This is a genomic window from Rhodoluna sp. KAS3 (assembly GCF_026000575.1).
In the GTDB taxonomy this organism is placed as follows: Bacteria; Actinomycetota; Actinomycetes; order Actinomycetales; family Microbacteriaceae; genus Rhodoluna.
In genome coordinates this window covers 1011832-1036139 of record NZ_AP026910.1, presented here as the reverse complement: position 1 = coordinate 1036139, position 24308 = coordinate 1011832, and the positions used below count along the sequence as shown (strand labels likewise).

General features: G+C 53.4%; 27 protein-coding genes and 1 tRNA gene. 16 read left to right on the top strand and 12 right to left on the bottom strand.

Going from position 1 to position 24308, the window contains the following annotated elements; genetic code table 11:
- Positions 1–17: 17 nt before the first annotated feature.
- Entirely contained in the window at positions 18–704 is a 687-nt protein-coding gene (locus OO731_RS05215) for a response regulator transcription factor (protein WP_264889903.1), read from the bottom strand.
- 67 nt (positions 705–771) lie between these two features.
- Between OO731_RS05215 and OO731_RS05210 the strand changes: the two genes are divergently transcribed.
- From OO731_RS05210 to OO731_RS05195, 4 genes are all read left to right on the top strand, one after another.
- Positions 772–1035 carry a hypothetical protein gene (locus OO731_RS05210; RefSeq protein WP_264889902.1) on the top strand — a complete coding sequence of 88 codons (264 nt, stop codon included), beginning with the start codon at positions 772–774 and terminating at the stop codon, positions 1033–1035.
- Positions 1036–1155: 120 nt separating this feature from the next.
- Positions 1156–1761 carry an FABP family protein gene (locus tag OO731_RS05205; protein ID WP_264889901.1) on the top strand — a complete coding sequence of 202 codons (606 nt, stop codon included), beginning with the start codon at positions 1156–1158 and terminating at the stop codon, positions 1759–1761.
- Between the two features lie 36 nt (positions 1762–1797).
- Positions 1798–2802 carry a folate-binding protein gene (locus tag OO731_RS05200; RefSeq protein ID WP_264889900.1) on the top strand — a complete coding sequence of 335 codons (1005 nt, stop codon included), beginning with the start codon at positions 1798–1800 and terminating at the stop codon, positions 2800–2802.
- Positions 2802–3884: an FUSC family protein gene (locus OO731_RS05195; protein ID WP_264889899.1), complete on the top strand. Its 1083-nt coding sequence runs from the start codon at positions 2802–2804 to the stop codon at positions 3882–3884. The genes OO731_RS05200 and OO731_RS05195 overlap by 1 nt, the downstream gene beginning before the upstream one ends.
- Here OO731_RS05195 and OO731_RS05190 read toward each other — a convergent pair.
- Complete coding sequence (locus OO731_RS05190; RefSeq protein ID WP_264889898.1) at positions 3881–4678, bottom strand: class I SAM-dependent methyltransferase; 798 nt, start codon at positions 4676–4678, stop codon at positions 3881–3883. The two genes, OO731_RS05195 and OO731_RS05190, sit on opposite strands and share 4 nt — an antisense overlap.
- Before the next feature lie 45 nt (positions 4679–4723).
- Here OO731_RS05190 and OO731_RS05185 point away from each other — a divergent pair, with 45 nt between their 5' ends.
- On the top strand, positions 4724–5479 hold the full coding sequence (locus tag OO731_RS05185; RefSeq protein WP_138275722.1) for a phosphoglyceromutase: 756 nt from the start codon (positions 4724–4726) through the stop codon (positions 5477–5479).
- A 56-nt stretch (positions 5480–5535) separates the two neighbouring features.
- Here the strand turns inward: OO731_RS05185 and phoU are convergent, their stop codons facing one another.
- Entirely contained in the window at positions 5536–6189 is a 654-nt protein-coding gene (gene phoU, locus OO731_RS05180; RefSeq protein WP_138275721.1) for a phosphate signaling complex protein PhoU, read from the bottom strand.
- Positions 6190–6362: 173 nt separating this feature from the next.
- On the opposite strand from phoU, the gene OO731_RS05175 reads away from it, so the two are divergent.
- Complete coding sequence (locus tag OO731_RS05175) at positions 6363–7508, top strand: ATP-binding protein (RefSeq protein ID WP_264889897.1); 1146 nt, start codon at positions 6363–6365, stop codon at positions 7506–7508.
- A gap of 2 nt (positions 7509–7510) precedes the next feature.
- The gene (locus OO731_RS05170) at positions 7511–8197 is read left to right on the top strand and encodes a response regulator transcription factor (RefSeq protein ID WP_264889896.1); all 687 of its coding nucleotides are present in this window, start codon (positions 7511–7513) and stop codon (positions 8195–8197) included.
- 62 nt (positions 8198–8259) lie between these two features.
- On the opposite strand, the gene OO731_RS05165 is transcribed toward OO731_RS05170, so the two are convergent.
- A complete protein-coding gene (locus tag OO731_RS05165) occupies positions 8260–8760 on the bottom strand; it encodes a hypothetical protein (protein ID WP_138275718.1) in 501 nt (166 codons plus the stop codon).
- Between the two features lie 98 nt (positions 8761–8858).
- Here OO731_RS05165 and OO731_RS05160 point away from each other — a divergent pair, with 98 nt between their 5' ends.
- Genes OO731_RS05160 through rlmB form a run of 4 tightly spaced genes read left to right on the top strand, consistent with a single transcriptional unit; the run spans position 8859 to position 12970 of the window.
- The gene (locus OO731_RS05160) at positions 8859–9341 is read left to right on the top strand and encodes a CarD family transcriptional regulator (protein ID WP_138275717.1); all 483 of its coding nucleotides are present in this window, start codon (positions 8859–8861) and stop codon (positions 9339–9341) included.
- 9 nt (positions 9342–9350) lie between these two features.
- Positions 9351–10526 carry a 2-C-methyl-D-erythritol 4-phosphate cytidylyltransferase gene (ispD, locus tag OO731_RS05155; RefSeq protein ID WP_264889895.1) on the top strand — a complete coding sequence of 392 codons (1176 nt, stop codon included), beginning with the start codon at positions 9351–9353 and terminating at the stop codon, positions 10524–10526.
- Positions 10523–11929 carry a cysteine--tRNA ligase gene (cysS, locus tag OO731_RS05150; protein ID WP_264889894.1) on the top strand — a complete coding sequence of 469 codons (1407 nt, stop codon included), beginning with the start codon at positions 10523–10525 and terminating at the stop codon, positions 11927–11929. Before ispD ends, cysS begins: the two co-directional genes overlap by 4 nt.
- Positions 11930–12970 (top strand): 23S rRNA (guanosine(2251)-2'-O)-methyltransferase RlmB, encoded by a 1041-nt coding sequence (gene rlmB, locus OO731_RS05145; RefSeq protein ID WP_138275714.1) that lies wholly within the window; start codon positions 11930–11932, stop codon positions 12968–12970.
- 71 nt (positions 12971–13041) lie between these two features.
- Here the strand turns inward: rlmB and OO731_RS05140 are convergent, their stop codons facing one another.
- A complete protein-coding gene (locus tag OO731_RS05140) occupies positions 13042–14349 on the bottom strand; it encodes a DUF4032 domain-containing protein (protein ID WP_264889893.1) in 1308 nt (435 codons plus the stop codon).
- Positions 14349–15425, bottom strand: a complete 1077-nt coding sequence (gene ugpC / locus OO731_RS05135) for a sn-glycerol-3-phosphate ABC transporter ATP-binding protein UgpC (protein WP_138275712.1) — start codon at positions 15423–15425, stop codon at positions 14349–14351. The genes OO731_RS05140 and ugpC overlap by 1 nt, the downstream gene beginning before the upstream one ends.
- Positions 15426–15587: 162 nt before the next feature.
- Here ugpC and OO731_RS05130 point away from each other — a divergent pair, with 162 nt between their 5' ends.
- Positions 15588–16439, top strand: coding sequence for a DsbA family protein (locus OO731_RS05130; RefSeq protein ID WP_264889892.1), 852 nt, complete (start codon positions 15588–15590; stop codon positions 16437–16439).
- A gap of 59 nt (positions 16440–16498) precedes the next feature.
- Positions 16499–16571, top strand: a tRNA-Thr gene (locus OO731_RS05125).
- Positions 16572–16608: 37 nt separating this feature from the next.
- On the opposite strand, the gene OO731_RS05120 is transcribed toward OO731_RS05125, so the two are convergent.
- Together OO731_RS05120 and msrB are read right to left on the bottom strand one after the other, a co-directional pair.
- Positions 16609–16809, bottom strand: a complete 201-nt coding sequence (locus OO731_RS05120; protein ID WP_138316518.1) for a hypothetical protein — start codon at positions 16807–16809, stop codon at positions 16609–16611.
- Complete coding sequence (gene msrB, locus OO731_RS05115) at positions 16806–17219, bottom strand: peptide-methionine (R)-S-oxide reductase MsrB (protein ID WP_264889891.1); 414 nt, start codon at positions 17217–17219, stop codon at positions 16806–16808. Before msrB ends, OO731_RS05120 begins: the two co-directional genes overlap by 4 nt.
- A 70-nt stretch (positions 17220–17289) precedes the next feature.
- On the opposite strand from msrB, the gene OO731_RS05110 reads away from it, so the two are divergent.
- The 3 genes from OO731_RS05110 (at position 17290) to groL (ending at position 19971) form a co-directional block, all read left to right on the top strand.
- Complete coding sequence (locus OO731_RS05110; RefSeq protein ID WP_264889890.1) at positions 17290–17817, top strand: LytR C-terminal domain-containing protein; 528 nt, start codon at positions 17290–17292, stop codon at positions 17815–17817.
- A 173-nt stretch (positions 17818–17990) separates the two neighbouring features.
- On the top strand, positions 17991–18194 hold the full coding sequence (locus OO731_RS05105; RefSeq protein ID WP_138275708.1) for a cold-shock protein: 204 nt from the start codon (positions 17991–17993) through the stop codon (positions 18192–18194).
- A 160-nt stretch (positions 18195–18354) separates the two neighbouring features.
- Complete coding sequence (gene groL / locus OO731_RS05100) at positions 18355–19971, top strand: chaperonin GroEL (RefSeq protein ID WP_138275707.1); 1617 nt, start codon at positions 18355–18357, stop codon at positions 19969–19971.
- Between the two features lie 69 nt (positions 19972–20040).
- Here the strand turns inward: groL and OO731_RS05095 are convergent, their stop codons facing one another.
- The 4 genes from OO731_RS05095 to OO731_RS05080 all read right to left on the bottom strand — a co-directional run bounded on the left by OO731_RS05095 (position 20041) and on the right by OO731_RS05080 (position 24290).
- Positions 20041–20328: a WXG100 family type VII secretion target gene (locus OO731_RS05095; protein ID WP_264889889.1), complete on the bottom strand. Its 288-nt coding sequence runs from the start codon at positions 20326–20328 to the stop codon at positions 20041–20043.
- Positions 20329–20387: 59 nt separating this feature from the next.
- The gene (locus tag OO731_RS05090) at positions 20388–21872 is read right to left on the bottom strand and encodes a HAMP domain-containing sensor histidine kinase (RefSeq protein WP_264889888.1); all 1485 of its coding nucleotides are present in this window, start codon (positions 21870–21872) and stop codon (positions 20388–20390) included.
- A gap of 8 nt (positions 21873–21880) precedes the next feature.
- Positions 21881–22579 carry a response regulator transcription factor gene (locus tag OO731_RS05085; RefSeq protein WP_138275704.1) on the bottom strand — a complete coding sequence of 233 codons (699 nt, stop codon included), beginning with the start codon at positions 22577–22579 and terminating at the stop codon, positions 21881–21883.
- A gap of 76 nt (positions 22580–22655) precedes the next feature.
- Positions 22656–24290, bottom strand: a complete 1635-nt coding sequence (locus OO731_RS05080; protein WP_264889887.1) for a DNA repair helicase XPB — start codon at positions 24288–24290, stop codon at positions 22656–22658.
- Between the last annotated feature and the right edge of the window lie 18 nt (positions 24291–24308).

The following is a 24308-nucleotide window of genomic DNA, read 5'->3' as shown; positions in this document are numbered from 1 at the left end:
GTTGGGTAAAGAGAGAGTTAACGAATGCTTGAAGACATGGCGTCAGAGTCTTCAGGCAAATTGAATCGGTAACCAACATTTCGAACGGTTCCGATGAGCGCCTCAAGATCTCCGAGTTTGGCGCGCAGGCGCCGAATGTGAACATCCACGGTTCGGGTACCACCAAAGTAGTCATAACCCCAAACTTCGCTAAGCAATTGTTCACGGGTAAAAACGCGGCCCGGGTGCTGAGCCAAAAAGCGCAGCAATTCAAATTCTTTATAAGTAAGGTCCAATGGTCGACCGTGAACCTTGGCCGAGTAGTTGCCCTCATCAATGACCACACCTGAGGCATGGATCTTGTCAACCTTCTCGGTCTGGGTCTGGCGGCCAATTGCAAGTCGAATGCGCGCATCGATTTCGCCTGGGCCGGCGTTCTCAAGAATGATGTCTGTCGCGGCCCATTCAGCGGTCACCGCTGCAAGGCCACCTTCGGTCACTACCAAAATCAGTGGAGCGCTGATCCCGGTGGTCTGCAAGATTTTTGAGAGGGATTTTGCGCTGGCCAGATCGCGTCGAGCGTCGAGAAAAATTAGGTCGTGTCCCGGAGCGTTAACAAGGTTTGCTGGCTCAGCCGCAATTTGGCGAACTCGATGACTTAGAAACCCAAGGGCAGGCAAAATCTCGGATTCGGCTGACGCCGACAAAACCAAGATTTGAGCCATGTCTCTCTCCATTTCCCAAGGTCAAGTCTAGACCTTTACTTACGAGTGAATAGGGCATGATTGTTTTGTGAAATCTAACTGGACTGAAATTCTGCTCATCTGGCTTGCCGTTGCCGGCCTGACAGTGATTTCACTGCTGCAACCGCAGCTCGACAACAATCAAATTGAAGCGCGCTTTGGGGCCATATTGGCTGGATCGATTGCGACTGTATCGCTGGTTCAATTGTTCCGAGCCCAGGCCGAAGGCTTCGTGCGCAGGCTGGTTTATGTAGGCGGCGGAAGTTATCTGATTCTCGCGGTGGCAACCCTGTACTTAGTGGTCAGGGGTTAGACTTTTAGCATGATTCTTGCTCTAGAAATCTTCTTTACCGGCCTCCTCGTTTTGGCCTCACTTGCCATTGCTGGCGTGTCAGCACTCGTGCTGTACAAGCTGTTCAAGGGGCAAAAGTAGTTGTTCGTTCTTCCAGAGGGTCTTCCGCTGGAGCTCACTCCATTTGCCTTTTTGGTAGGCAAGTGGGAGGGCACCGGCGTAATTAGCTACAAGCTAAACGAGTCTGACGAGACTCCGGTGGAATACGAATTCAAGCAGCGCGTGGAGTTTGCCCACGACGGCTCCAATGCCATGACCTACGTATCGTCTGCTGAACTTATCGATGAAGCGGGCACAATCTTACCCAGCGAAATTGGCTATTGGCGCATGGCCCGCCCGGCTGAAAGCGCCGACCACGGCCCGGGGCTCATGGTTGGAACCGGTGACAAATCACTAAAAACTCACGAGGATCTCGAGAAGCTCCGAAACAAAGAGGGTGGCTTTGATATCCAGGTGTCAATGTTGCACCCGGGTGGCGCCGCCGAGCTTTACAACGGAAAAATCAAAGGTGCTCGAGTCGACCTAGCCTCGGCAAGCGGCATCGCGTTTGAAGGATCAAAGACCTACCGCCATTCAACCCGCCTTTACGGCCTGGTTGAAAACGCCTTGCTGTGGGTGTGGGAAATTGCTTTGCCAGGTGCCGACCTCAAGCCACACGCTTCGGCACGCCTTGAACGCGTAGGTTAAGTTTTGATTCAGGCTGCTTTTCATTTTTCGAATCCGATGATTGAGCAGCGCGAGCTTGCCGAAGGTGAATCTGCAACCTTCCTCGGCCCACGCGGAGTCATCACTGTGGTGGGCCCAGATCGACTGACCTGGCTGCACAGTTTGCTGAGTCAGAATCTAAAGAATCTTGAACCGGGCCAATCGGCCGAGGCATTGCTCCTGGATCCACATGGGCACATCGAGCACGTAATCCACTTCATCGATGACGGGCAAACCGCGTGGCTAATTGTTGAGGCAGAATCTCGCGAGCCGTTGCTGAACTGGCTGAACAAAATGGTCTTCCGGATGCAGGTTGTCATTACAGATAGAAGTGAAGACTACGCACTGGTTGGCCACATGGTTAGTCCGGTTGATGGGGTTGCCACTTCAAACGGCATCCCGTTGGCTTGGCAGGACCCTTGGCCTGGTGTGGTCTCCGGCGGCGTTCGGTATGCACTGACCTGGCCGGCAAAATGGCCATGGTTTGAGTGCCTGGTTGAGGTCCAAGAGCTAGAAGCTACCTTGGCAAAATACGGTCAAGCCGGCACCATGGCGTTTGATGCCCTTCGGGTAGCGGCTCACCGCCCGCGCCAGTTGACCGAAGTAGATGAAAAGTCTTTGCCGCATGAATATGACTGGATGTCAACGGCTGTCCACCTTTCTAAAGGCTGTTATCGGGGTCAAGAAACTGTGGCAAAAGTGCATAACCTCGGCCACCCGCCTCGACGCCTAGCGTTTTTGCACCTCGATGGGTCGGGGCACGCTCTTCCAGAATCAGGTGATGGGGTTTTTATTGGCGATGCCGAATCGGCGCGCGGCAAGATCACCATCGCTGTAAATCACTATGAGATGGGGCCAATTGCGCTGGCAATCCTGAGTCGATCTGTCCCTGAAGATGCCGCTTTGATCGTGCATTCATCAACCGGGCCAATCGCTGCCAGCCAAGAGGTCATAGTCCCGGCATCGGCCGGCAAGGCCGCGAATCTGCCAAAGCGCAACTTGCTAATGGGTGGCAAGCACTAATGAGTATCAGGGCGCCCAAAATCAATTGGACACTTCGCGCTTCAGTCCAGCGGGTGCTTGAATCGCTGCCGCCAATTACCCAGATAGTAGCCGCGGCAACTACGGCCTACCTATTCGCATATTTTGTTCTCGGCCACCAGAACCCTATTTTTGCTGTTACCGTGAGCATCGCCGCTTTGGGTTTTACGCGAGATGCACGACTAAGGCGAGTCTTTGAGACCGCCTTGGGAATGGTCGTAGGAATTGCCCTGAGTGAAGTGTTTGTTTTGACCCTGGGCAAGGGCGCCTGGCAAATGGCAATAGTGCTCTTCGTCGCACTGGTTTCGGCGCGCTTCCTTTCAGGTACAGCAGCTTTTTCGTTGACCGTTGGAATCCAGGCGATGCTGGTTCAAATCATGCCGGATCCTGACGGGGGTGCGTTTGTTCGCAGCCTCGATGGTCTTTTGGGTGGTGTCACCGCGTTAGTGTTCACGGCCTTTATTCCGCGAGACCCAATTGGCATGGCTTCTAAAGATGCGGGCAAACTTTTTGCAGTTTTCCTTGACGCAGTGGATGCGCTCGCCGCGGCGGTTAAGAATGTCGATGTCAAGGTCGTCGATGCCGCATTGGTTAGGGTTCGCCGATCGCAGCCACTGGTCGATAACTGGCGCATGAGCCTCGATAGCGCGGTCTCGATTTCTCGAATTTCCCCATTGCTGCGCAAGCACCGCGGCGAGCTCTCAGATCAGATGCGCCTAATGCGCGGCATGGATTTAGCGACTCGCAATCTGCGCGTTGTTGTTCGCCGCGTTGATTTTTTGATTCGTGATGGAGTTCCACGGCCTTACCTAGCCGACCTATTCGAGCAGATCTCGGCCGCAACCGCGGTATTGGCTAAAGGCCTTGAGGGTCCAGACGCTCTCGAGGACTCGCAAAAGATGTTCCTCGAAATCATTCACCAGCTTGATCCAAAACGCTTTGGTATTGCCGATCAGCTTCGCGAAGCCAGTGTGCTCCTGCTACTTAGGCCTCTACTGATTGACCTGCTGTGTGCCAGTGGAATGGCGGAGGATGCCGCTCGGGCAGAACTGCCCGAGGTTTAGTAACCCTCTGGTGCTACTGCAGACCAATCGATGGTCAACTCACCAAGGCGACGACGCTTTTTATCGGTGTGGATTTGCCACCCTTGAGTCTCAAGGGTTTGGCAGGTTGCCAGCCAGCGCTGCGCTGGGCTAAACGCGCTAAGACCTGCATTTATTAGCCAGGCACGATCAAGCGCTTGCAAGAAGTCGTGAATTTTTTCACCCGGAAGATTGTGGTGAATCAAAGCTTTAGGCAAGCGTTCGGCAACTTTGCTTGGTAATTCAAGGCCTTGCAGGCGCAAAGAAATGGTGAAAGTCATCGGGCCGTTGGAATCCAAGGTCACCCATGATGCCAGCCTGCCGATCTCATCGCAGGTGCCTTCTACCAGGCGGCCGGTGGCGCTAAGCCGCGATGTCATCAACTGCCAAGCCGCCCGAACCTCAGACTCGTCGTACTGCCTAAGAACATTGAAAGCCCTAATTACATCGGCCTTTTGGTTGAGTTCGGGTGGCAGCGGTGTCTCGAACCCGCCATGGGTAAAGTGCAGGTGGCTGTGGGCAATTGCCAAACCGCGTTCCACGCGCTCTCGGTCAATTTCAATACCGACAACATGGGCATTTGAGTTGATCTTGGTTATCCGGGCAAGCAACTCAATCGCAGTGATCGGGCTGGCACCAAAACCCAAGTCCACGACAATCGGGGCAGCGGTTTTTCGAAGAAGTGGCATGGCTGCGATGAATCGGTCGATTCGTCGCAGGCGATTTGGGTTGGTTGTACCCCGCGTAATTGTGCCTATCGGCTTCTTTGTTGCCACAGTTTCAAACTTAGTCGAGGCTCGGTAAACACTAAACTTGGACCCATGACTGCCAAATACACATTGATTCTTCTTCGTCACGGTAACAGTGACTGGAACCAGAAAAACCTGTTCACCGGTTGGGTGGATGTTGACCTTAGCGAGCAGGGTCGCGAGGAGGCTAAGCGTGCCGGTGAGCTACTTGCCGAGTCTGGCCTAAAGCCAGATTTGCTTTACACCTCACGTCTGAAGCGTGCCATCAACACCGCTCACATTGCGCTAAATGCCGCTGACCGCAGCTGGATTGACGTGCAGCGTGACTGGCGTTTGAACGAGCGCCACTACGGTGCTCTGCAGGGTAAGGACAAGGCGCAGACCTTGGCCGAGTATGGCCCAGAGATGTTCCAAACCTGGCGCCGCAGCTTTGATGTTCCACCACCGCCGATCGATGACAACGACCAGTACTCACAGGCTCATGACGAGCGCTATGCAGACTTGGGCGACCGCGTTCCAAAGACTGAGTGCTTGAAAGACGTTCTTGAGCGCATGCTGCCTTTCTGGTTGTCAGACATCCAGCCATCGCTAAAAGAGGGCAAGACTGTTCTTGTAACTGCTCACGGCAACTCGCTTCGTGCGTTGGTTAAGCACCTCGATGATGTTTCAGACGAGGACATTGCGGAGCTAAACATCCCAACCGGTATTCCATTGGTTTACCAGCTAGATGAGAACTTCAAGCCACTTGTAAAGGGTGGCGAGTACCTTGACCCAGAAGCAGCGGCCGCAGGTGCGGCAGCTGTAGCTGCTCAGGGCAACAAAAAGTAACCAAAGTTTCAAATAAAAAAGGCCTCCCGCTTGGGAGGCCTTTTTTATTTGACTAATTAGTCAATGACTTCGTGCCACTCGCCGGTGGTTAGGTATGAGACCTTGCTTGAAATATCTACTACGTGGTCTGCAAAGCGCTCGTGGTAACGGCTAGCTAGCGTCACGTCAACGGTGAACATCGCGTTTTCTTTCCAGTCGTCTGCCAGCACAACGTCAAAAACGTGGCGGTGCAACTCGTCAACGCGCTGGTCCTGAGCCTGAATGGCACGTGCCTGATCAACGTTGGTGTTGCGGAGCAATTCGGTAACCTTGTGGGCCAGCTCGACGTCAAGCTTTCCCATCTCGGCAAAAGTTCCTTTTAGTGGAGCAGGAACAGCTGAGCCCGGGTAGCGGAACTTGGCAATTGCGGCGATGTGGCCGGCAAGCGCGCCCATTCTTTCGAGCGAGGCTGAGATTCTCAGCGCCGATACCAAGATTCGAAGGTCGCGGGCAACCGGTGACTGACGGGCCAGAATCTTGATAACTAGCTCATCAAGGTCAAGTGCCTTATTTTCATTTGACTCAGCTAACGCAATCGCGCGCTCAGCCAGGCGAGCATCTGACTCGTTGAAGGCCTTGGTGGCGTCTTCAATGACGTTGGTCACCGTTTCGGCAATGTCAACCAGTCTGGTTTGAACTTCTTGAAGTTCCATTTGGAATACTTCGCGCATCGCACTATCTCCTAAAAATCAATCGTTGGCCTCTTGGATTTGAAGCCAGCGATTCGAGGTTGGCAGGGGCAGGTAAACAAATGTGAAATTGTTCGTAAACATGCCAAGAATTGCAGGCCTTGTAGCCGTTTGAAGCTGAGACTCAGTATGCCCCATAACCTAGTGTTAACCTTATGAACTACGGTGCGGAATTCTGGGGAGCAGTTATCACTGCGTTCGTGGTGGGCGCCGCTTCTGTTGCCATGGTTGGCTGGACGACCATCCGAACCAAAGAAGTTCAAAAGAAGTCACAGGTAGTACTTGATGGCATTACCGGTCCACTAAACGCCCTTGCTTCTGCGGGTTTGGTTTTAGACATCGATGACAAGATCGTCAGGGCTACCAAGAGTGCTTTTGCATTGGGTTTGGTTCGCGATGAAGAGTTGGCGCACCCAAAGCTCACGGCCTTGGTTGCCAAGGCTAGATCGGTCAAAAAGCCGACCAAGGCCCGTGGTCGCGATTTGGCTCTGGTTTCAGAACTAGGTAAAACCACGCTCTTTGTTAATGCGCGGGCCATTCACCTCGGAGAAGGCTACGTTTTGCTTTTGGTCGAAGACAGAACCGAAAGCCACAACCTCGAAGAAACTCGCCGTGACTTTGTTGCCAATATTTCTCACGAGCTAAAGACTCCGATTGGCGCAATCAGCTTGCTCGCCGAGGCCATCCAAATGGCCCTTGATGACCCGGCTCAGGTCGAGAAATTTGCCAAGAACCTAGAGACCGAGTCTCAGAGGTTGGCGCACCTAGTGCAGGACATCATTCAGCTCTCGCATGTCCAGGCCAAAGAGGTTGCAGGTTTGACCAAAATTGTCGACCTCAACGAGGTTGTCGCAGAGGCTGTGGATAGAAATCAAGTCTTGGCCGGCAACAAGTCGATCGAGTTCGAGGTTCGCCTGGCCGATCGGGCAAAAGTTTTTGGCGACGATGAGTTACTGAAAGCGGCAGTTAAAAATCTGATTGAAAATGCCGTTATCTACAGCGATGAAAAAACGGCGGTTTCCATCACCGTACGTAAGCGCAAGGGTATTGCTGAAATTGCCGTGGCAGACAAAGGTCCCGGTATTTCAGCCGAGGACCAGGAGAGAATCTTCGAACGTTTCTATCGGGTGGATCCGAGCCGTTCGCGCCTAACCGGTGGAACCGGTCTGGGTCTAAGCATCGTAAAGCACATTGCCCAGAAGCACCTGGGAGAGGTTCAAATTAAGTCTCGGCTGGGGCAAGGTTCAACATTCACCATTCGCCTTCCTCTGGCAGCAAAATCTATCGAAACGAGTAAATAAGTATGACGACCGTACTAGTAGTAGAAGACGAGCAGTCGCTTCGCGATCCTCTGGTTTACCTGCTCACCAAAGAAGGTTTTGAGATTGTCGAGGCTGCTGATGGCAACGAGGCACTAGAAAAATTCGCCAGCAACAACATCGATCTGATTTTGCTCGACCTAATGCTGCCGGGGGTGAATGGAAACGAAGTCTGCCGTGTGATTCGTCAGAGCTCGCAGGTTCCGATCATCATGTTGACTGCAAAAGACACCGAAATTGACAAGGTGGTTGGCCTTGAAATTGGCGCGGATGACTACGTGACCAAGCCTTATTCAACTCGTGAACTTTTGGCTCGTATGAAGGCGGTTTTGCGCCGTAATTCAGATGCCGGTGAAGTCGTTAAGGCAGCCGGATTGCTCGAGGCCGGACCGGTTCGCATGGATGTTGACCGTCACCAGGTTTTTGTCAACGGCGAAAAAATTGCGATGCCCCTCAAGGAATTTGAGCTGCTTGAACTGCTGCTAGAGAACGTAAATCGAGTGCTCACTCGAGGCCAAATCATCGATCGTGTTTGGGGATCAAATTACTTCGGTGACACCAAGACCCTGGATGTTCACGTAAAGCGTCTTCGCTCAAAAATTGAGGACGACCCGGCTCGACCAGCTCACATTCTGACGGTCAGAGGCCTTGGATATAAGTTCGAAGTCTAAGCCGGTCCAAAGCCATATAAAGAAAAACACCTCCCGATTGGGAGGTGTTTTTGCCTAAGTTCTTATTCTGCTGAGGCAGGGACTGCTGAGTTGAGTGCGTCAACCAGCGGCTGGTACTCAGGAAGGGTTGCGTCAAGAACCGGAACGTTCAACTCGCGACCGCTGTTGCTTCCCTCGTTTAGGTAGATGCTGACCATTGCGCCAGGGGTTGAGCCGAGGTCAACCAATAGTGGGGCAGTTCCGTTGTAACCGATGTCCAGAACTCCGCCTGGAAGAAGGTTGACGCTGATTGATTTCTTCTCAGCCAGGGTGGCATCGGTGTACTGAATGCGCACGGTCTGAGCCTCGAGAGAAGGGTTGACCAAGGTGCCGAATAGGCCGCCAAATTCTTCGCCAGCAACATAGATAAAGTTGCGGGCCTTCACATTCTCAAGGTCAATCTGCGAGCCGTCGCTTGGGGCATACTGCTCCATTGATGCAACAGGGCTTGTAAAGTTGCAGCCGCTTGTGCCCAGCATTACGGCCGCGGCGATTGAAACTGCTGCAAGTTTGCGGATTGCCATTATTCCTCCTGAGAAACGCTCAATAGCCCCTCTAGTTTATCCCTATCTATTGCCTCTGTGCTGTGGTAAAATAGTGGTTTCTGAAGGGAATCACCCACATGAAGTTTGAAGTCGGCGAAACCGTCGTATACCCACACCACGGTGCTGCACAAATCATCGAGGTTGCTGACCGCACTATTCGCGGCGAGACCAGACTCTACCTACAGCTCAAGGTTGCTCAGGGCGACCTCACCATTTGGGTGCCAGCCGAGAACGTTGAGATGGTCGGTGTTCGCGACGTCATTGACAAAAAGGGTGTCGAGCAGGTCTTCAGCGTTTTGCGCGCCGAATTTACCGAGGAGCCAACCAACTGGTCACGCCGCTACAAGGCAAACCTTGAGAAGCTTGCCTCTGGCGACGTAGTTAAGGTTTCTGAGGTTGTTCGTGACCTTTGGCGCCGCGACCAGGATCGCGGTCTATCAGCTGGTGAAAAGCGCATGCTTGCTAAGGCTCGTCAGATTTTGGTTTCAGAGTTGGCGCTTGCTCGCAAGGTCGACGAAGAAAAGGCTTCTGCCACTCTCGACGAAGTTCTAGCCTCCTAGGTTCTAAACATGACCGTTCGCGATCTTGCGGTGGTCGTTGTTGCTGCGGGGCTGGGCACACGACTGGGTGCCGACAAACCTAAAGCCTTTGTAAATCTTGCCGAGAAATCGCTGCTTCAGCACACTCTCGAAAATGTTGCCGACATCGCTGCCCTAGAGCAAGTGATAATTGCTGTTCCTGCCGGTCACGAGCAGCAAACCGCAGAACTTGCCGACGCCGCTCTAGCGGGTAAGTCGGTTCGGTTTGACGTCGTGCCTGGTGGCACAACTCGGCAGCAGTCCATTCAAATCGCACTGGGCGCACTCGACCCCGATGTCGAGGTTGTGCTGGTTCACGATGCTGCTCGAGCGCTCGCCCCAGCATTGCTGTTTGAAAAGGTAGCCGCCGAAGTCAGGCGTTCAGGTCTGGCTGCCCTGCCGGTTATGCACGTAGTTGACACCATCAAAAGAGTTGACGATGAAATCGTTCGCGAGACCATCGACCGCAACACCCTAAGAGCTGCCCAAACGCCCCAGGGTTTTGTTGCTTCAGCGCTGAAAGACGCCTACGAGAACGCAAAGCATGAATACACCGATGACGCTGCGCTGGCTCAAGCTCACGGCATTCAAATCAATGCCGTCGAGGGAGATGCCCGCGCGTTCAAAATCACAACGGCCGATGACCTGGCCGCAGCCGAACTTCGTTTTGCCAGAAACATGCGCACCGGAATCGGAACCGATGTTCACCGATTCACCGATGACGCGGCTAAGCCGCTTTACCTAGGCACTGTCATCTGGGATGGCGAACGAGGGCTAGATGGTCACAGTGACGGCGATGCAGTAAGCCACGCCATTGTTGACGCCCTGCTTTCGGCTGCTGGCCTGGGCGACATCGGTTCAAATTTTGGTGTCGATCGCCCTGAGTTTGCCGGTGCCAACGGGCGCGTGTTTATCGAAGGTGCCCTGAATCTCTTGGCTGAGAACGGTTACCGAGTAGAAAACGTGGCCGTTCAAATTATTGGCAACCGTCCAAAGGTGGCTCCTCACCGGGACCGCGTCGAATCGGTGCTAACGGCATTGATCGGGGCTCCGGTCACTCTGGGTGCGACCACAACCGATGGGCTGGGTTTCTTGGGCAACTCCGAGGGTGTTGCAGCAGTAGCCTCAGCGCTGATTTCTAGGGCCGAAGGTAGGCTGAAATCGTGACCCTAAATCTATTTGATTCACGAGCTCAGTCTGTTCGCGCCTTTGCGCCAATCACGCCCGGTCAGGTTGGTATTTACCTCTGCGGCCCGACCGTTCAGGGGTTGCCACACGTGGGTCACCTACGTTCGGCATTGGTTTACGACCAGTTGCGCAGGTGGCTTGAGGTCAAGGGCATGCAGGTCACGCTGGTTCGCAATGTGACCGACATTGATGACAAAGTGCTCGAGAATGCCAAGGTGACCGGCGAGCCATGGTGGGGTTTGGCCTATCGGTTCGAGATTGATTTCAACCGTGCCTATGCGGCATTGGGTATCAAGCCGCCAACCTATGAGCCACGAGCTACCGGCGCAGTACCTGAGATGCTCGAATTGATTGAACGTTTGATTGCAAACGGATACGCGTATCAGGCAGATGATGCCTCGGCCAATGTTTACTTTGCCGCATCAAAATGGGCTGAATACGGGTCACTTACCAACCAGCGTGTTGATGACATGGATGCTGATGCAGACGCTGACCTTCGCGGAAAGCGAAGCCCACACGACTTTGCCCTCTGGAAGGCGCGCAAATCAGACGAACCTGAGTCGGCAGCTTGGCCGACGCGCTTTGGTTTGGGTCGCCCAGGCTGGCACATCGAATGTTCAGCAATGGCTACCAAGTATCTGGGTTCAAACTTTGATATTCACGGTGGGGGACTGGACCTTCGGTTCCCGCACCACGAGAACGAGTTGGCCCAGAGCTCAGCTGCGGGTGACAAGTTTGCAAATTACTGGCTGCACAATGGGCTGGTTAATGTGAATGGCCAAAAAATGTCCAAGTCACTCGGAAACTCAATTTTTGCGGCAGACCTTCTTGCGGCCGCCGAGCCAGCGGTGGTTCGCTACTACCTAGGCTCAGCGCACTACCGGTCAGTTCTCGACTATCACGAGGGCGTACTTGACGAGGCGGCAACTGCGTTCGGTCGCATCCAAAACTTCTTGGCGCGAGCCAACCGTTCTGGTACTGCTGAAACCTTTGATGGGTCAACCCTTGAGGCGCTGCCAGCCGCGTTTATTGCTGCCATGGATGACGACCTAGCCATCCCGGTTGCACTTGGAGTGCTGCACGATACAGTTCGTGAGGGAAATGCAGCCCTCGATGCCGGAGATGCTGCTGCAGTCCGAAAGGCAGTAATCGGCTTACAGGCTATGCTCGAAGTGCTGGGTTTAGAGTCCGACTCTGAAAACTCGGCTGGTTCAGCCCACACCCAAGCTCTCGGGTCATTGATTCATGAACTTATTGCTGAACGAAACGCTGCTAGAGCAGCCAAAGACTTCGCGCGATCAGACGCGATTAGAGATCAACTAAAGGCAGCAGGCATTTCAATTGAAGATGCTGCCGACGGAACCCATTGGAGTGTTAGTTAAATGGCTGGAAAACCAGGTCGCCCAGGCGCAGCTAAGGGCAAAAAAGGATTAAAGGTAGGTACCGGAGGTCACGGAAAGCAGGCTCTTGAGGGTCGCGGACCAACTCCAAAGGCTGAAGACCGCCCGTACCACAAGGCATATAAGGCAAAGGCTGCTGCTGAAAAGCACAAGGCTGCTACCGGTGCTGTTCCTGCTCGCCGCGGAGAGTTTCTGGCACCTGCTGCCCGCACCGCAGGTTCAGGCGGTGCAGCCGCTCGCTCGGGTCAGCGCGTAGCCAAGGCTGCCGACGCATCTGAGGTTCTTTCGGGCCGCAACTCAGTAGTCGAGGCCTTGCGTTCAAAGGTTCCTGCCACCGCACTGTTCATCGCAGCCCGCATTGAAATGGATGACCGCGTAAAAGAAGCAATCAAGATTGCAGCTTCACGCGGTATTGCGGTGAACGAAGTAACCCGCCCTGAGATGGACCGCATGACCGGTTTTGACTCAGTGCACCAGGGAATTGCTCTGTCGGTGCCGCCATACAAGTACCAGCACCCAATGGAAATGCTTGACATGGTTCTGGCTCGTGGCCAGCGCCCGCTCTTTGTTGCCCTTGACGGCATCACTGACCCAAGAAACCTAGGTGCCATCATTCGTTCTGTGGCGGCTTTCGGCGGCCAGGGCGTAATTTTGCCTCAGCGTCGATCAACCGGTGTTACCGCTTCGGCTTGGAAGACCTCGGCCGGTGCCGCTGCTCGCGTTCCGGTTGCCTTGGCGGCAAACCTAAACAGCACGCTAAAAGAGTTCAAGAAGCGTGGCGTATTTGTTGTCGGCCTTGACGGAGACGGCGACATGAGTCTTCCTCAGTTTGAGTTGGCAACTGAGCCGCTGCTTCTGGTTGTTGGTTCTGAAGGCAAGGGTCTTTCGCGTTTGGTCACTGAAAACTGCGATGCCGTTCTGTCGATTCCAATTGCACGCGACACAGAGTCGCTAAACGCCGGTATTGCTGCCAGCGTTACTTTGTACGAGGTCTCGAAGCGCCGCGCTGCACTCAAGCGCTAAGCATTGGCTTAAATAGTTGATCCCCGACCGATGGTCGGGGATCAACTATTTAAGTGCTGGTCGGTAAGTTTTTAAACCAGGTCGCGCCAGTCGGCTTCTTCGTCATCCTCAGCCACAACGATGGTGCCCGATGGAATGGCGGTTGGCAGGGTAATCACGCCGGTCGGAGCACCCAAGTAGGCCTCTTCATCGCGGCGGTTACGCAGCACATTCTCGATGTAGCTGCTGGTTGCCTCTTCCAATGAAACATCCCGAGATGCTTTCTCGCACATGTACCAGCGGTGTTCCAAAACCTGGTGATAAACCTCTGCAGGCTCTAGCCTTCCTGACAGGTCCTTTGGAATCGCCGTTACGACCGGTTCAAATGCGTGACTTAGCCATTCGTGGGCCAAAACCTCTTCATCTGCACCCGGACGTGGATGATCAACTCGATACTGGTCCAGGTCGTTGAGTAGTCGTCGAGCCTGATTCTCTTCAACGTCCAAGCCGGTTAGTCGAATCAATCTGCGGGTGTGGTGACCAGCATCAACAACCTTCGGCTGAATTCGCACCTGAGTGCCGGTTGCATCAGTTTTGATGGCCAGCTCTTCGATGTCGAATCCGAGGTCATTTAGGCGATCCACTCTGCGGTTGATCTTCCAGCGGTCGGCTGCCTCGAAAGTTTCAACGCCGGTCAGGGCGTCCCACAGTTCGCGGTACTTTGCGACAATTCGTTCACTGGTAGCAAGTGCATCTACTCCAGGCTGAGCATTACCGCTGGCGATGAGGTCCATCAATTCACCGGCAATGTTAATGCGGGCAATCTCAAGGTCGTTCTCTCGCTGACCCTTTGACAGTCCTGAATCGTAGAGGTGCCCGGTTTCGGCATCGACCAAATAGGCCGCAAAAGCTCCGGCGTCTCGGCGGAACAGGGTGTTCGATAGAGAAACATCGCCCCAAAAGAATCCGGCAATATGTAGGCGAACCAGCAGGAGAGCCAGTGCATCCACCAGGCGGGTGGCGGTTTCAGGACGAAGCCCCTGTGACCACATCGCGCGATACGGCAACGAAAACTTTAGGTGTCGAGTGATCAACACCGATAGCAGCTCCTCGCCGTCATCGGTGGTGCGATTGTTGATGATTGCAAAAGGCTCAACGCAAGGAACATCAAGTTTGATGAGCAGTTTGAGCATGTCGTATTCACGCTTGGCAAGCTCTGGCAGAGTCTCTTTAATTGCGATTACGTGATCGTTTAGATGAGCAAATCTAACCGTGTGGCGGCTGAGTCCCTTTGGTAGGGCAGCGATGTTTTCAGCCGGCCAGTCCTCTAATGGCAAATGCCACGGTAGATCCAGCAGAGCTGGTTCTACCGTGGCAGCCGTAATGTCTAGTGAGGTCACTAGTTGAGGCGCTCGCCTGACTCAACGTCAAACAAGTGAACGATTCCGCCCTCAGGGATTAGGAATACGTTGTCGCCAGCGTGTGGGTGAACGCGACCGTCTACACGAGCGGTAACGTCAGCCTTTGCGCCATCGATGGTGGTGTGACCGTATAGGTAGCCGTCAGCACCTAGCTCTTCAACAACGTCAACCTCAACCGCAACACCCTTGTCCTTTGAAACAGACATGTTCTCTGGGCGGATACCTACGGTGATGCTCTTTGCGCTGGTCTTGGCTAGAACTGAAGCCTCAACCGGAAGAACGGCAGTACCGAACTGAACTCCACCGTCAACGATTGGAAGCTGGATTAGGTTCATGGCAGGTGAGCCAATGAATCCGGCAACGAATACGTTTGCTGGGCGGTCGTAAAGCTCCTGTGGGGTAGCAACCTGCTGTAGAAGGCCGTCCTTCATAACAGCAACGCGGTCACCCATGGTCATTGCTTCAACCTGGTCGTGGGTTACGTAAACGGTGGTTACACCAAGGCGGCGCTGCAGAGACGCAATCTGAGTACGAGTCTGAACACGAAGCTTGGCGTCAAGGTTTGAAAGCGGCTCATCCATAAGGAATACCTGTGGCTTTCGAACAATGGCACGACCCATTGCAACACGCTGACGCTGACCACCTGAAAGGGCCTTTGGCTTGCGGGCTAGGTACTGCTCTAGGTCAAGAAGCTTCGCTGCTTCAAGAACACGAGCTGCGCGCTCTTCTTTGCTCACGCCGGCGATCTTCAGGGCAAAGCCCATGTTCTCAGCAACGGTCATGTGTGGGTACAAAGCGTAGTTCTGGAAAACCATTGCAATGTCGCGGTCTTTTGGTGGGGTGTGGGTTACATCGCGGTCACCGATGCGGATTGCGCCGTCGTTGACTTCTTCAAGACCCGCAAGCATGCGGAGAGAGGTTGACTTACCGCAACCTGATGGGCCAACAAGAACTAGGAACTCGCCGTCTGCGATTTCTAGGTTTAGCTTGTTAACTGCTGCGCGGGTACCGCCTGGGTACATGCGGGTTGCACTGTCGAATGTTACTGATGCCATTTTTTCTATTTCCTTCACCGGCAGGTACGTGCCGGACGATCCGTTGTGTAAGAAATTCACCAGCGACGCTGCTGAACTCTTTTATTATTCCAGCCATCACTGCTCATCTAGACTAGAAAGCCTGACTGTCACCAAATCGTGACTTAACAGCAAAGGATTTTCATGACTCCGAACAAGCCAACTCGTAGCGAACAGCGTGAAGCAGCTCGAGCAAAAGCACGTGAAATGCGCGAACAGCACAAAAAGGGCGAGCAGCGTAAGAAGCTCTTCTTGCGTCTCGGCATCGTTGCCGCGATTCTAGGCTCGGTAGCAATCGTCACTTCAGTGGTTGTCTCTGGCGCCAACAAGGTTGAGCTGACTCCAGCAAACTTCTCGTTCAATGACGGCGTCAAGATCGGCGCCAACCTAGAGGCCTACACCAAGACCTCAACTCCAACACCGTCGGCGACTCCAAGTTCTGGCTCGGCTGAGGTTCCAAACATCATCATGTATGTCGATTACCAGTGCCCAATTTGCCAGGCGTTTGAGGTGCCAAATTCATCTCAGATTGAAAGCTGGGTTTCATCTGGCGCAGCAACCCTTGAAGTCCACCCGGTTTCATTCCTTGACGGTCAGTCTTTGAACTCATATTCAAGCCGTGCAGCCAACGCAGCTATCTGTGTTGCTGAGGAAGCACCAAACTCATTCTTCAAGTTCCACCAGATTCTGTTCGAAAACCAGCCTGCCGAAGGTACCGCTGGTCCGGATAACGCTCAGTTGATCGACTGGGCAGTTGAAGCCGGTGCTGCGGATAATGACGTAATTGCAGAGTGCATCAACAACAAGAGTTACGACTCATGGTTGACTGCCTCGACAACTCGGATTTTGAACGAGGTAGTGCCTGGCACTGACATAACAATGGGAGGAACACCAACCATCATTGTGAATGGTCAGCAATACACCTGGGCTACCGGAGAAGAGTTGGTTAGCCCAGCTCGATTTGCACAGTTCTTGCAGGCTGCAACGCAGGGCTAGAAATACCTGCAAAAAAGTTCTAGACGCAGTAGTCTAGACAAGTTGCTTTCGAGCAACTGGCCGACTTGGCGCAATTGGTAGCGCACCTCACTTGTAATGAGGTGGTTAGGGGTTCGAGTCCCCTAGTCGGCTCTAATAAAAATGGACCCCTAATTGGGGTCCATTTTTTCTAACCAAGGAGGTCTTTTAGGACCTCGTAGACCAGAAATGCAGGCCAAACGAGGGCTTTTAGGATTCCTAGGATGGACTCCCAAAATCCGTTGGCTTTCTCGACGAAATAGACGGCTGCCCCAATGAAGGCCAGAAACATAAACGCCCCAACGCCACCATTGGTCACGTGCTGGTTGCCACGGTTCTTGAAATCGCTCATGGCCTCAGCCTAGCCTCTTGATCAAAAGTAATACTGACTGAATTGATGCAGAATCGGTCTCCGCTTGGGGTCTGCGGGGCATCCTCAAAAACGTGACCCAGATGAGAGCCGCAGTTGGCGCAGCGCACTTCAACTCGAACCATGCCGTGGCTTCGGTCCTCTAGGAGCTCAACGGCGTCGCCGGCTTTTGGCTCATAAAAACTTGGCCAACCGCAGTGAGAATCAAATTTCGCTTCGCTCTTGAACAATTCGGCGCCACAGCCGCGACAAGAAAATGTGCCAACTCGGTGCTCGTCTAGAAGTTCGCCTGTGTAGGCTCTCTCGGTTCCGGCTTGGCGCAGCACGTGATACTCAAATTCGGTGAGTTCTTCTCGCCACTGTTCGTCGGTTTTCTTAACTGGATAGTCCACAGTCATACCTTTCGTCGGCCTAATATTGAAGCGCACAGGATTTGTTGTGCCTTTACGATAAGCAGGATTCATGGCTAAAAAGTTCCCGGTAGACGAGTTTGACGCCGCTACCCAGGTTGGCGGCCGACACCGCGCACGCAGAACAGCCAGAGACCGAGTCTTAGAGTGGTTGCGAATTTTTGCCGCCGCCCTTGTTGTAGGCGGGCTGGCCTACGGAGGCCTCAAGTTTGCTGATAACGCAGCCATTTTTGAAGGTGTAATTTCAAATGCTTCGCCGTCTCCAACCGCATCGGTTGAGACCCGACCTGAAGTCGGAGTCATTGATGGAACCGGCACCGAGGTAGCTGGTGTGCCATTCTCGAGCCAGTTGGTTGACGCCGGTTACAACGTTGTGGTCACCGAAAACTTGGTTGATGCAGAGGGGTTGCCGACATCAATCGCGGTCACGACCATCGCCATCACCGATGAACTATTTAGGGCCGAGGCTGAGGCGATTGCCAAGCTAGTCGGATCACCCCTGGTTACCGTTTCAACTCAATTTGCTGAGCCAATCACCATAGTTTTGGGTGAGGACTACGAGCTTCCTGCTGTGGAGTAGTTATAACCGTTTTATAAAGGATTTGCTTTTCTACTTGAATTCCCTAGGTGATTACCGGCTACGAGGCTACTGTTAGAAGTGGTCGTAGCAGTATCCGTAGCACCAGCTCTTTTCTATGCGACTCGTTCTAAGAAAGATTTCTCTGAACGTCGTTTAGTAACAGGAGTAAAGCAATGGCACAAGGAACCGTAAAGTGGTTCAACGCTGAAAAGGGTTTCGGCTTCATCACTCAGGATGGCGGAGCGGATGTATTCGTACACTTCTCAGCAATCCAGTCAGATGGCTACAAGGAACTCAAAGAGAACCAGCGTGTTGAGTTCGAAGTCAAGAACGGCGACAAAGGCCCACAGGCTGACGCTGTAAACGTAATCGGCTAAGACCCTTAGATCTTTTACAAAAAACCCCTCCTTCGGGAGGGGTTTTTCTTTTGCCCACAGCGCAATCAAATGTGTTTGCACTCTCGGGTGGAGAGTGCCAAAATAGAGTTAGCACTCAAACGCATCGAGTGCTAAATACTTACAGGAGATTGAATCCAACATGGCAAAAATCATTCACTTCAATGAAGAGGCCCGTCGCGGTATGGAGCGCGGCCTGAACATCCTTGCTGACACAGTCAAGGTAACCCTTGGCCCACGCGGCCGCAACGTTGTTCTTGAAAAGAAGTGGGGCGCCCCAACCATCACCAACGATGGTGTTTCGATCGCCAAGGAGATCGAGCTGGACGACCCATTCGAGCGCATCGGTGCAGAACTGGTTAAGGAAGTTGCCAAGAAGACTGACGACGTTGCTGGTGACGGAACCACTACCGCAACCGTTCTTGCTCAGGCTCTTGTGCGCGAAGGCCTTCGTAACGTGGCTGCTGGTGCAGACCCAATCAGCCTGAAGCGCGGCATCGAAAAGGCCGTTGCTGCCGTAACCGTAGAGCTAATCGCAAACGCAAAGCCGGTAGAGACCAAAGAGCAGATTGCGGCAACCGCATCTATCTCAGCTGGTGACTCACAAATCGGTGAACTAATCGCAGAGGCAATCGACAAGGTTGGCCGCGAGGGCGTTGTAACCGTTGAAGAGTCAAACACCTTCGGCATTGAGCTTGAACTAACCGAGGGTATGCGCTTCGACAAGGGTTACATCTCGGCTTACATGGTCACCGACCCAGAGCGCCAAGAAGCAGTTCTTGAAGATGCATACGTTTTGATTGCAAACTCAAAGATCTCAAACATCAAGGACCTGCTGCCAATCGTTGACAAGGTTATCCAGGCCAACAAGCCACTGTTGATCATTGCTGAGGACATCGAGGGCGAGGCTCTTGCAACCCTTATCGTCAACAAGATCCGCGGAATCTTCAAGTCTGTGGCTGTGAAGGCACCAGGTTTTGGTGACCGTCGCAAGGCTATGCTTCAGGACATCGCAATCTTGACCGGCGCACAGGTTATCTCTGAAGAGGTTGGCCTAAAGCTAGACGCAACCACTCTTGACCTATTGGGTCGCGCTCGCAAGGTAGTAATTACCAAGGACGAGACCACCATTGTTGAGGGTGCGGGTGACCAGGACATGATTGCTGGCCGCGTCGAGCAGATTCGCCGCGAGATTGACAACACCGACAGCGACTACGACCGCGAGAAGCTCCAGGAGCGCCTAGCGAAGCTGGCCGGCGGTGTTGCAGTTATCAAGGCTGGTGCTGCCACTGAGGTAGAGCTAAAGGAGCGCAAGCACCGCATCGAAGATGCTGTTCGTAACGCCAAGGCTGCAGTTGAAGAAGGCATCGTTGCTGGTGGTGGTGTTGCATTGCTACAGGCTGGCAAGACTGCATTTGAGAAGTTGTCATTGACTGGCGACGAAGCGACCGGTGCAAACATCGTTCGCGTTGCAATCTCAGCTCCACTAAAGCAGATCGCAATCAACGCAGGTCTAGAGCCTGGCGTAGTTGCCGAGCGCGTTGCTAGCTTGCCATCAGGCCAGGGCCTAAACGCAGCTACCGGCGAGTACGTTGACATGCTTCAGGCAGGAATTAACGACCCAGTGAAGGTAACCCGTTCTGCACTTCAGAACGCAGCCTCAATTGCAGGTCTATTCTTGACCACCGAAGCTGTTGTTGCTGAGAAGCCAGAGCCAGCTGCTCCGGCTGCTGCACCACAGGGTGGCATGGACTTCTAAGTCTGAATTACAAAAACTGGGTGGTTCCTTTGGGAGCCACCCAGTTTTTTATTTGCGGTTTACTTTGGCCTACAGAAACAATCGTTGGTTGGAAAGTTCAATGTCGGAGTATTGCTGAGCTGCCATTCCAAGGGCGCTACCTAGCTCAGCCAATTGAGCCTCGACAGCCCCGGCCGTAACCCGCCAGCGGCTGGCTAGCTCCTGAAAGCTGGTCGCAGCCAGACCAGTCCATGAAGCTTGCAACCCTTGAAGTTGCCCGTGAAGCAGTTGGACCTCGTTGCTGAGTTTGGAGATTGTGATTTGGATGTTGGCGTTTGCCGCCATTACTTGATCGCTGTCTACGGTGAATTGAGTCATGTCAGAATCATCTGCGGAGTGCTCACCGCAACAGGATGAATTACAAAAAATGTGAATAACTAAGCAGGGATGGCTACTCGGAAAGTGGCTCCGCCACCAGCAGTTTCGAGGGCTACGATCGAGCCCTGGTGAGATCTAACGATGCTCGAAACGATTGCGAGTCCAAGGCCAGAACCGCCAGTTTCACTGTTTCTCGAATTATCAACTCGATAGAAGCGCTCAAAAACTTTTTCGCGAAGCTGCTCGGGGATACCCTCGCCGTGATCGCGAACTTCGATGATGGCCCAAGGATAGCCGTCGACCCGGGCCGTACCGTCAAGGACAATCTCAATGGAACCGTCTTTGGCAGAAAAGCGCGAAGCGTTGGCCAGAAGGTTGGTGAACACCTGACGCATGGCGTTGGCGTCCACTTTGGCAAGCACTTCGTCGGCTTCCGTCAGCGGCACGCCATCGGTGTTAGAAACTGCGATGCTTTGCTTTGGCGAGGAGGCATGCACATCTTTGGCAGCATCAATGGCCAGAGTCACGAGGTTAGTCGTGGTTTTTGGCGGCTCTTTGGCATCATCGAGGCGAGCCAAGGTAAGCAGGCTTTCCACGAGTCCGGTCATACGAATCGCCTCGGACTCGATGCGGCCCATAGCCTCGGCAACCTGCTCAGGCTTCTTGAGCGCACCCATTCGATACAGCTCTGCGTATCCGCGCACCGAGACTAGGGGAGTCCGCAGTTCGTGTGAGGCATCGGCAACGAAGCGGCGCATCTGTTCAAGGGTGCGGGATCGGTCTTGGAATGCGTTTTCCAGCCCGTCGAGCATTGTGTTTAGTGAGCGGTTGATCCTCGAAATTTCGGTGTCGCCTGGTCTCTCGATAAGTCGCTGCGAAAAGTCACCCTCGGCTACCAAGGTGGCGGTTCGCTCGACCTCGCGCAGAGGCTTCAGGGCGGACGTGATGGTTAGCCAAATACTTAGTCCACTGAGCAGCAGCAGCAAAATTCCAAAACTGCCACCGATGGATGCGTATTGCGAAAGCAACGCGCCGTTGGCGTTGGTTGGCAGTGCAACAACTAGAGAGCCAGGCATGGTGGTCAGCGGTACTGCGACCATGCGCCAGCCATCGATGCCGGCATCATCTGTGACGTTGCCTTGGGCATCTACCTCAAATGGCAAACCGCGAGTCGCCAGAACATTGACCGCATTAAAGCTTGAAAGGTTTGGAACGCGATCAAGATCGCTCGCGGAAGAGACCAGACCAACTAATAGCGCACCAGACTGGTCGACGTATCCAATGTAAAAATCGCTGGGCAGGCTAGGAAGCCTGAGTTCGCGACTAGCAAGTCTTTCTTCAAGCTGAGTTGGGTCCTCGTGGCTGAGGGTTGCCGCGGTTGAGCTCAGCAGGGTGTCGACGTTGGCGACCAGGTAGGTGCGCAGCAGTGCCATGGTTCCAAAACTAGAAACCGCAAGCAAAATGCCAATCAACGCTACTGATAGCGCTGTCAGCTTTGTGCGTAGGGAGATTTGCTCCCATGCGGTTCCGAGTTTTGACGACAATTAGGTTTCTACTTGCCGTTCTTAGTCGACTTGTACATGTAGCCAACACCGCGCTTGGTTTGAATAAGCGGCTCACTGGTTAGTGGGTCAAGCTTCTTGCGCAGGTAAGAAACGTAAGACTCAACAATTCCCATTTCTCCGTTGAAGTCATACTCCCAGACGTGGTCCAAAATTTGAGCCTTGGTCAGCACTCGGTTTGGGTTGGACATCAAGAATCGCAGTAGCTTGTACTCAGTTGGGCTGAGGTCAACCACTTCGTTGTTAACAAAAACCTCGTGTGCGTCTTGGTTGATGCGAATCTCGCCAACTTCCAGGACTGATTCCTCGACCTCGGCGGCCTTGGTGCGTCGAAGAATGGCATTGATTCGGGCAACGATTTCATCCAGGCTGAATGGCTTAGTCATGTAGTCATCACCACCGACGGTTAGGCCAGTAATTTTGTCTTCGGTTTCGTCGCGAGCGGTCAAGAACAGCACCGGGGCATTGATGCCCATTGAGCGAATCTTCTTGGTAACGCTAAAACCGTTCATGTCCGGCAGCATTACGTCAAGCAAGATGATGTCTGGGTTGCCTTTTTCGGCGGCGGTAACGGCATCGGCGCCGTTAGCCACTGCGTGCACGCTGAAGCCGGCAAATCTCAAACTGGTTGAGAGTAGGTCGCGGATGTTCGGTTCGTCATCGACGATAAGTACCTTCACGTTTTCCATGTCACTACTTTTTCAGAGATTGCTGTGAGTAGCCTGAAAGGTAACTGGGGTGTTTCTGCTAGGTCTCTGCGCAGCCTTAGAGTGCGTCAGCGTCGATAATCTCGTAGCTGTAGCCCTGTTCGGCCAAGAACCGTTGGCGATTCTGTGCAAAATCTTGGTCAATGGTGTCGCGAGCAATCAACGTGTAGAAGTTTGCTGAACGCCCATCTGCCTTTGGTCTTAGCAAGCGCCCTAGACGCTGGGCTTCTTCTTGGCGGCTACCGTATGACCCAGAAATCTGGATTGCCACTGATGCCTCCGGCAAATCAATAGAAAAGTTTGCCACCTTAGAAACAACTAGGCAGGTGATTTCACCGGTTCTGAATGCTTCAAAGAGGCGTTCACGTTCATCAATTGGTGTCTCACCAGTGATTTCTGATACCTTCAAGGCCGCTGAAACAGCATGGATTTGATCCAAGTACTGACCAATAATCAGAGTCGGCTCACCTGGGTGTTTGGCTAGCAGAGCCTTGATTACCGGAATCTTTGAACCAGAGGTGGCTGAAATTCGGTACCGGTCCTCCTGGCTCGCAATCGCGTAATTGAGGCGCTCCTCTTCGGGAAGGTCGATTCTTACCTCAAAACAGGCGGCCGGCGCGATGTATCCCTGGGCTTCAATTTCTTTCCAAGGTGCATCGAAGCGCTTTGGTCCAATTAGTGAGAAGACGTCGCCCTCTTTGCCATCTTCGCGAACCAAGGTTGCGGTAAGTCCCAATCGGCGACGAGCCTGAAGGTCAGCCGTCATCTTGAAAATCGGTGCCGGCAAGAGGTGAACCTCGTCGTAAACGATGAGTCCCCAGTCGTTGGCATTCAGTAGGGCAAGGTGGGCGTACTCGCTCTTGCGCTTGGTCGTAAGAATTTGGTAAGTCGCGATTGTTACCGGCTTGATTTCTTTGAGTGATCCTGAGTACTCGCCAATTTCGTCTTCGGTCAGGGTGGTCCGGCGCATCAGTTCGGTTTTCCACTGGCGTGCAGAGACTGTGTTGGTCACCAGAATCAAGGTGTTGGTCTTGGCCACAGCCATAGCGGCTGCACCAACAATGGTTTTACCCGCACCGCAAGGCAACACCACAACGCCAGAGCCCCCGGCCCAAAACTTTTCGACAGCCTGATTCTGGTAGTCGCGCACTTTCCAGTCTCCCTGCTGCATTGAAATTTCATGCGGGGTTCCTTCGGTGTAGCCAGCAAAATCCTCGGCCGGCCAGCCTAGCTTTAACAGCTCCTGCTTAACCTGCCCACGAGCCCAAGGCTGAATTCGAAAAGCTTCGTTGGAGATTGGGCCATCAAGTAATTCGACAATCCTGCGGTGGCGACTTGCTTCGAGAAGAATCGCGCGATCTTTGGAGAAAAGCTCAAGTTCGCCATCTGGGCTGCGCTGAATTACCAGGCGCCCGTATCGAGACATCGTCTCGGTGATGTCTGAGCGGACTGATCCAGGAATTGCAAACTTTGCGTACTTATCCAGAATCCCGAGAACAAAATCTGAGTCGTGACCTGCGGCTCGCGCATTCCACAGTCCCAGCCGAGTGATTCGATAGGTGTGAATGTGCTCCGGTGCGCGCTCGAGTTCTGCAAAAATCGCGAGGTCATGACGAGCATCTGCTGCTTGCGGATGATCAACTTCTAGCAGTGCTGTCTTATCGCTCTGAACAATTAGTGGTCCGCTAGTCATCCTTCAAGCCTACTTTGC

What these genes read in the sequence shown, in the direction of transcription:
- OO731_RS05215 (WP_264889903.1), bottom strand. Translation starts at nt 704, where the DNA reads ATGGCTCAAATCTTGGTTTTGTCGGCGTCAGCCGAATCCGAGATTTTG.
- OO731_RS05200 (WP_264889900.1), top strand. Translation starts at nt 1,798, where the DNA reads ATGATTGAGCAGCGCGAGCTTGCCGAAGGTGAATCTGCAACCTTCCTC.
- OO731_RS05195 (WP_264889899.1), top strand. Translation starts at nt 2,802, where the DNA reads ATGAGTATCAGGGCGCCCAAAATCAATTGGACACTTCGCGCTTCAGTC.
- OO731_RS05185 (WP_138275722.1), top strand. Translation starts at nt 4,724, where the DNA reads ATGACTGCCAAATACACATTGATTCTTCTTCGTCACGGTAACAGTGAC.
- phoU (WP_138275721.1), bottom strand. Translation starts at nt 6,189, where the DNA reads ATGCGCGAAGTATTCCAAATGGAACTTCAAGAAGTTCAAACCAGACTG.
- OO731_RS05175 (WP_264889897.1), top strand. Translation starts at nt 6,363, where the DNA reads ATGAACTACGGTGCGGAATTCTGGGGAGCAGTTATCACTGCGTTCGTG.
- OO731_RS05170 (WP_264889896.1), top strand. Translation starts at nt 7,511, where the DNA reads ATGACGACCGTACTAGTAGTAGAAGACGAGCAGTCGCTTCGCGATCCT.
- OO731_RS05165 (WP_138275718.1), bottom strand. Translation starts at nt 8,760, where the DNA reads ATGGCAATCCGCAAACTTGCAGCAGTTTCAATCGCCGCGGCCGTAATG.
- OO731_RS05160 (WP_138275717.1), top strand. Translation starts at nt 8,859, where the DNA reads ATGAAGTTTGAAGTCGGCGAAACCGTCGTATACCCACACCACGGTGCT.
- ispD (WP_264889895.1), top strand. Translation starts at nt 9,351, where the DNA reads ATGACCGTTCGCGATCTTGCGGTGGTCGTTGTTGCTGCGGGGCTGGGC.
- rlmB (WP_138275714.1), top strand. Translation starts at nt 11,930, where the DNA reads ATGGCTGGAAAACCAGGTCGCCCAGGCGCAGCTAAGGGCAAAAAAGGA.
- ugpC (WP_138275712.1), bottom strand. Translation starts at nt 15,425, where the DNA reads ATGGCATCAGTAACATTCGACAGTGCAACCCGCATGTACCCAGGCGGT.
- OO731_RS05130 (WP_264889892.1), top strand. Translation starts at nt 15,588, where the DNA reads ATGACTCCGAACAAGCCAACTCGTAGCGAACAGCGTGAAGCAGCTCGA.
- OO731_RS05120 (WP_138316518.1), bottom strand. Translation starts at nt 16,809, where the DNA reads ATGAGCGATTTCAAGAACCGTGGCAACCAGCACGTGACCAATGGTGGC.
- OO731_RS05110 (WP_264889890.1), top strand. Translation starts at nt 17,290, where the DNA reads ATGGCTAAAAAGTTCCCGGTAGACGAGTTTGACGCCGCTACCCAGGTT.
- OO731_RS05105 (WP_138275708.1), top strand. Translation starts at nt 17,991, where the DNA reads ATGGCACAAGGAACCGTAAAGTGGTTCAACGCTGAAAAGGGTTTCGGC.
- groL (WP_138275707.1), top strand. Translation starts at nt 18,355, where the DNA reads ATGGCAAAAATCATTCACTTCAATGAAGAGGCCCGTCGCGGTATGGAG.
- OO731_RS05095 (WP_264889889.1), bottom strand. Translation starts at nt 20,328, where the DNA reads ATGACTCAATTCACCGTAGACAGCGATCAAGTAATGGCGGCAAACGCC.
- OO731_RS05085 (WP_138275704.1), bottom strand. Translation starts at nt 22,579, where the DNA reads ATGGAAAACGTGAAGGTACTTATCGTCGATGACGAACCGAACATCCGC.
- OO731_RS05080 (WP_264889887.1), bottom strand. Translation starts at nt 24,290, where the DNA reads ATGACTAGCGGACCACTAATTGTTCAGAGCGATAAGACAGCACTGCTA.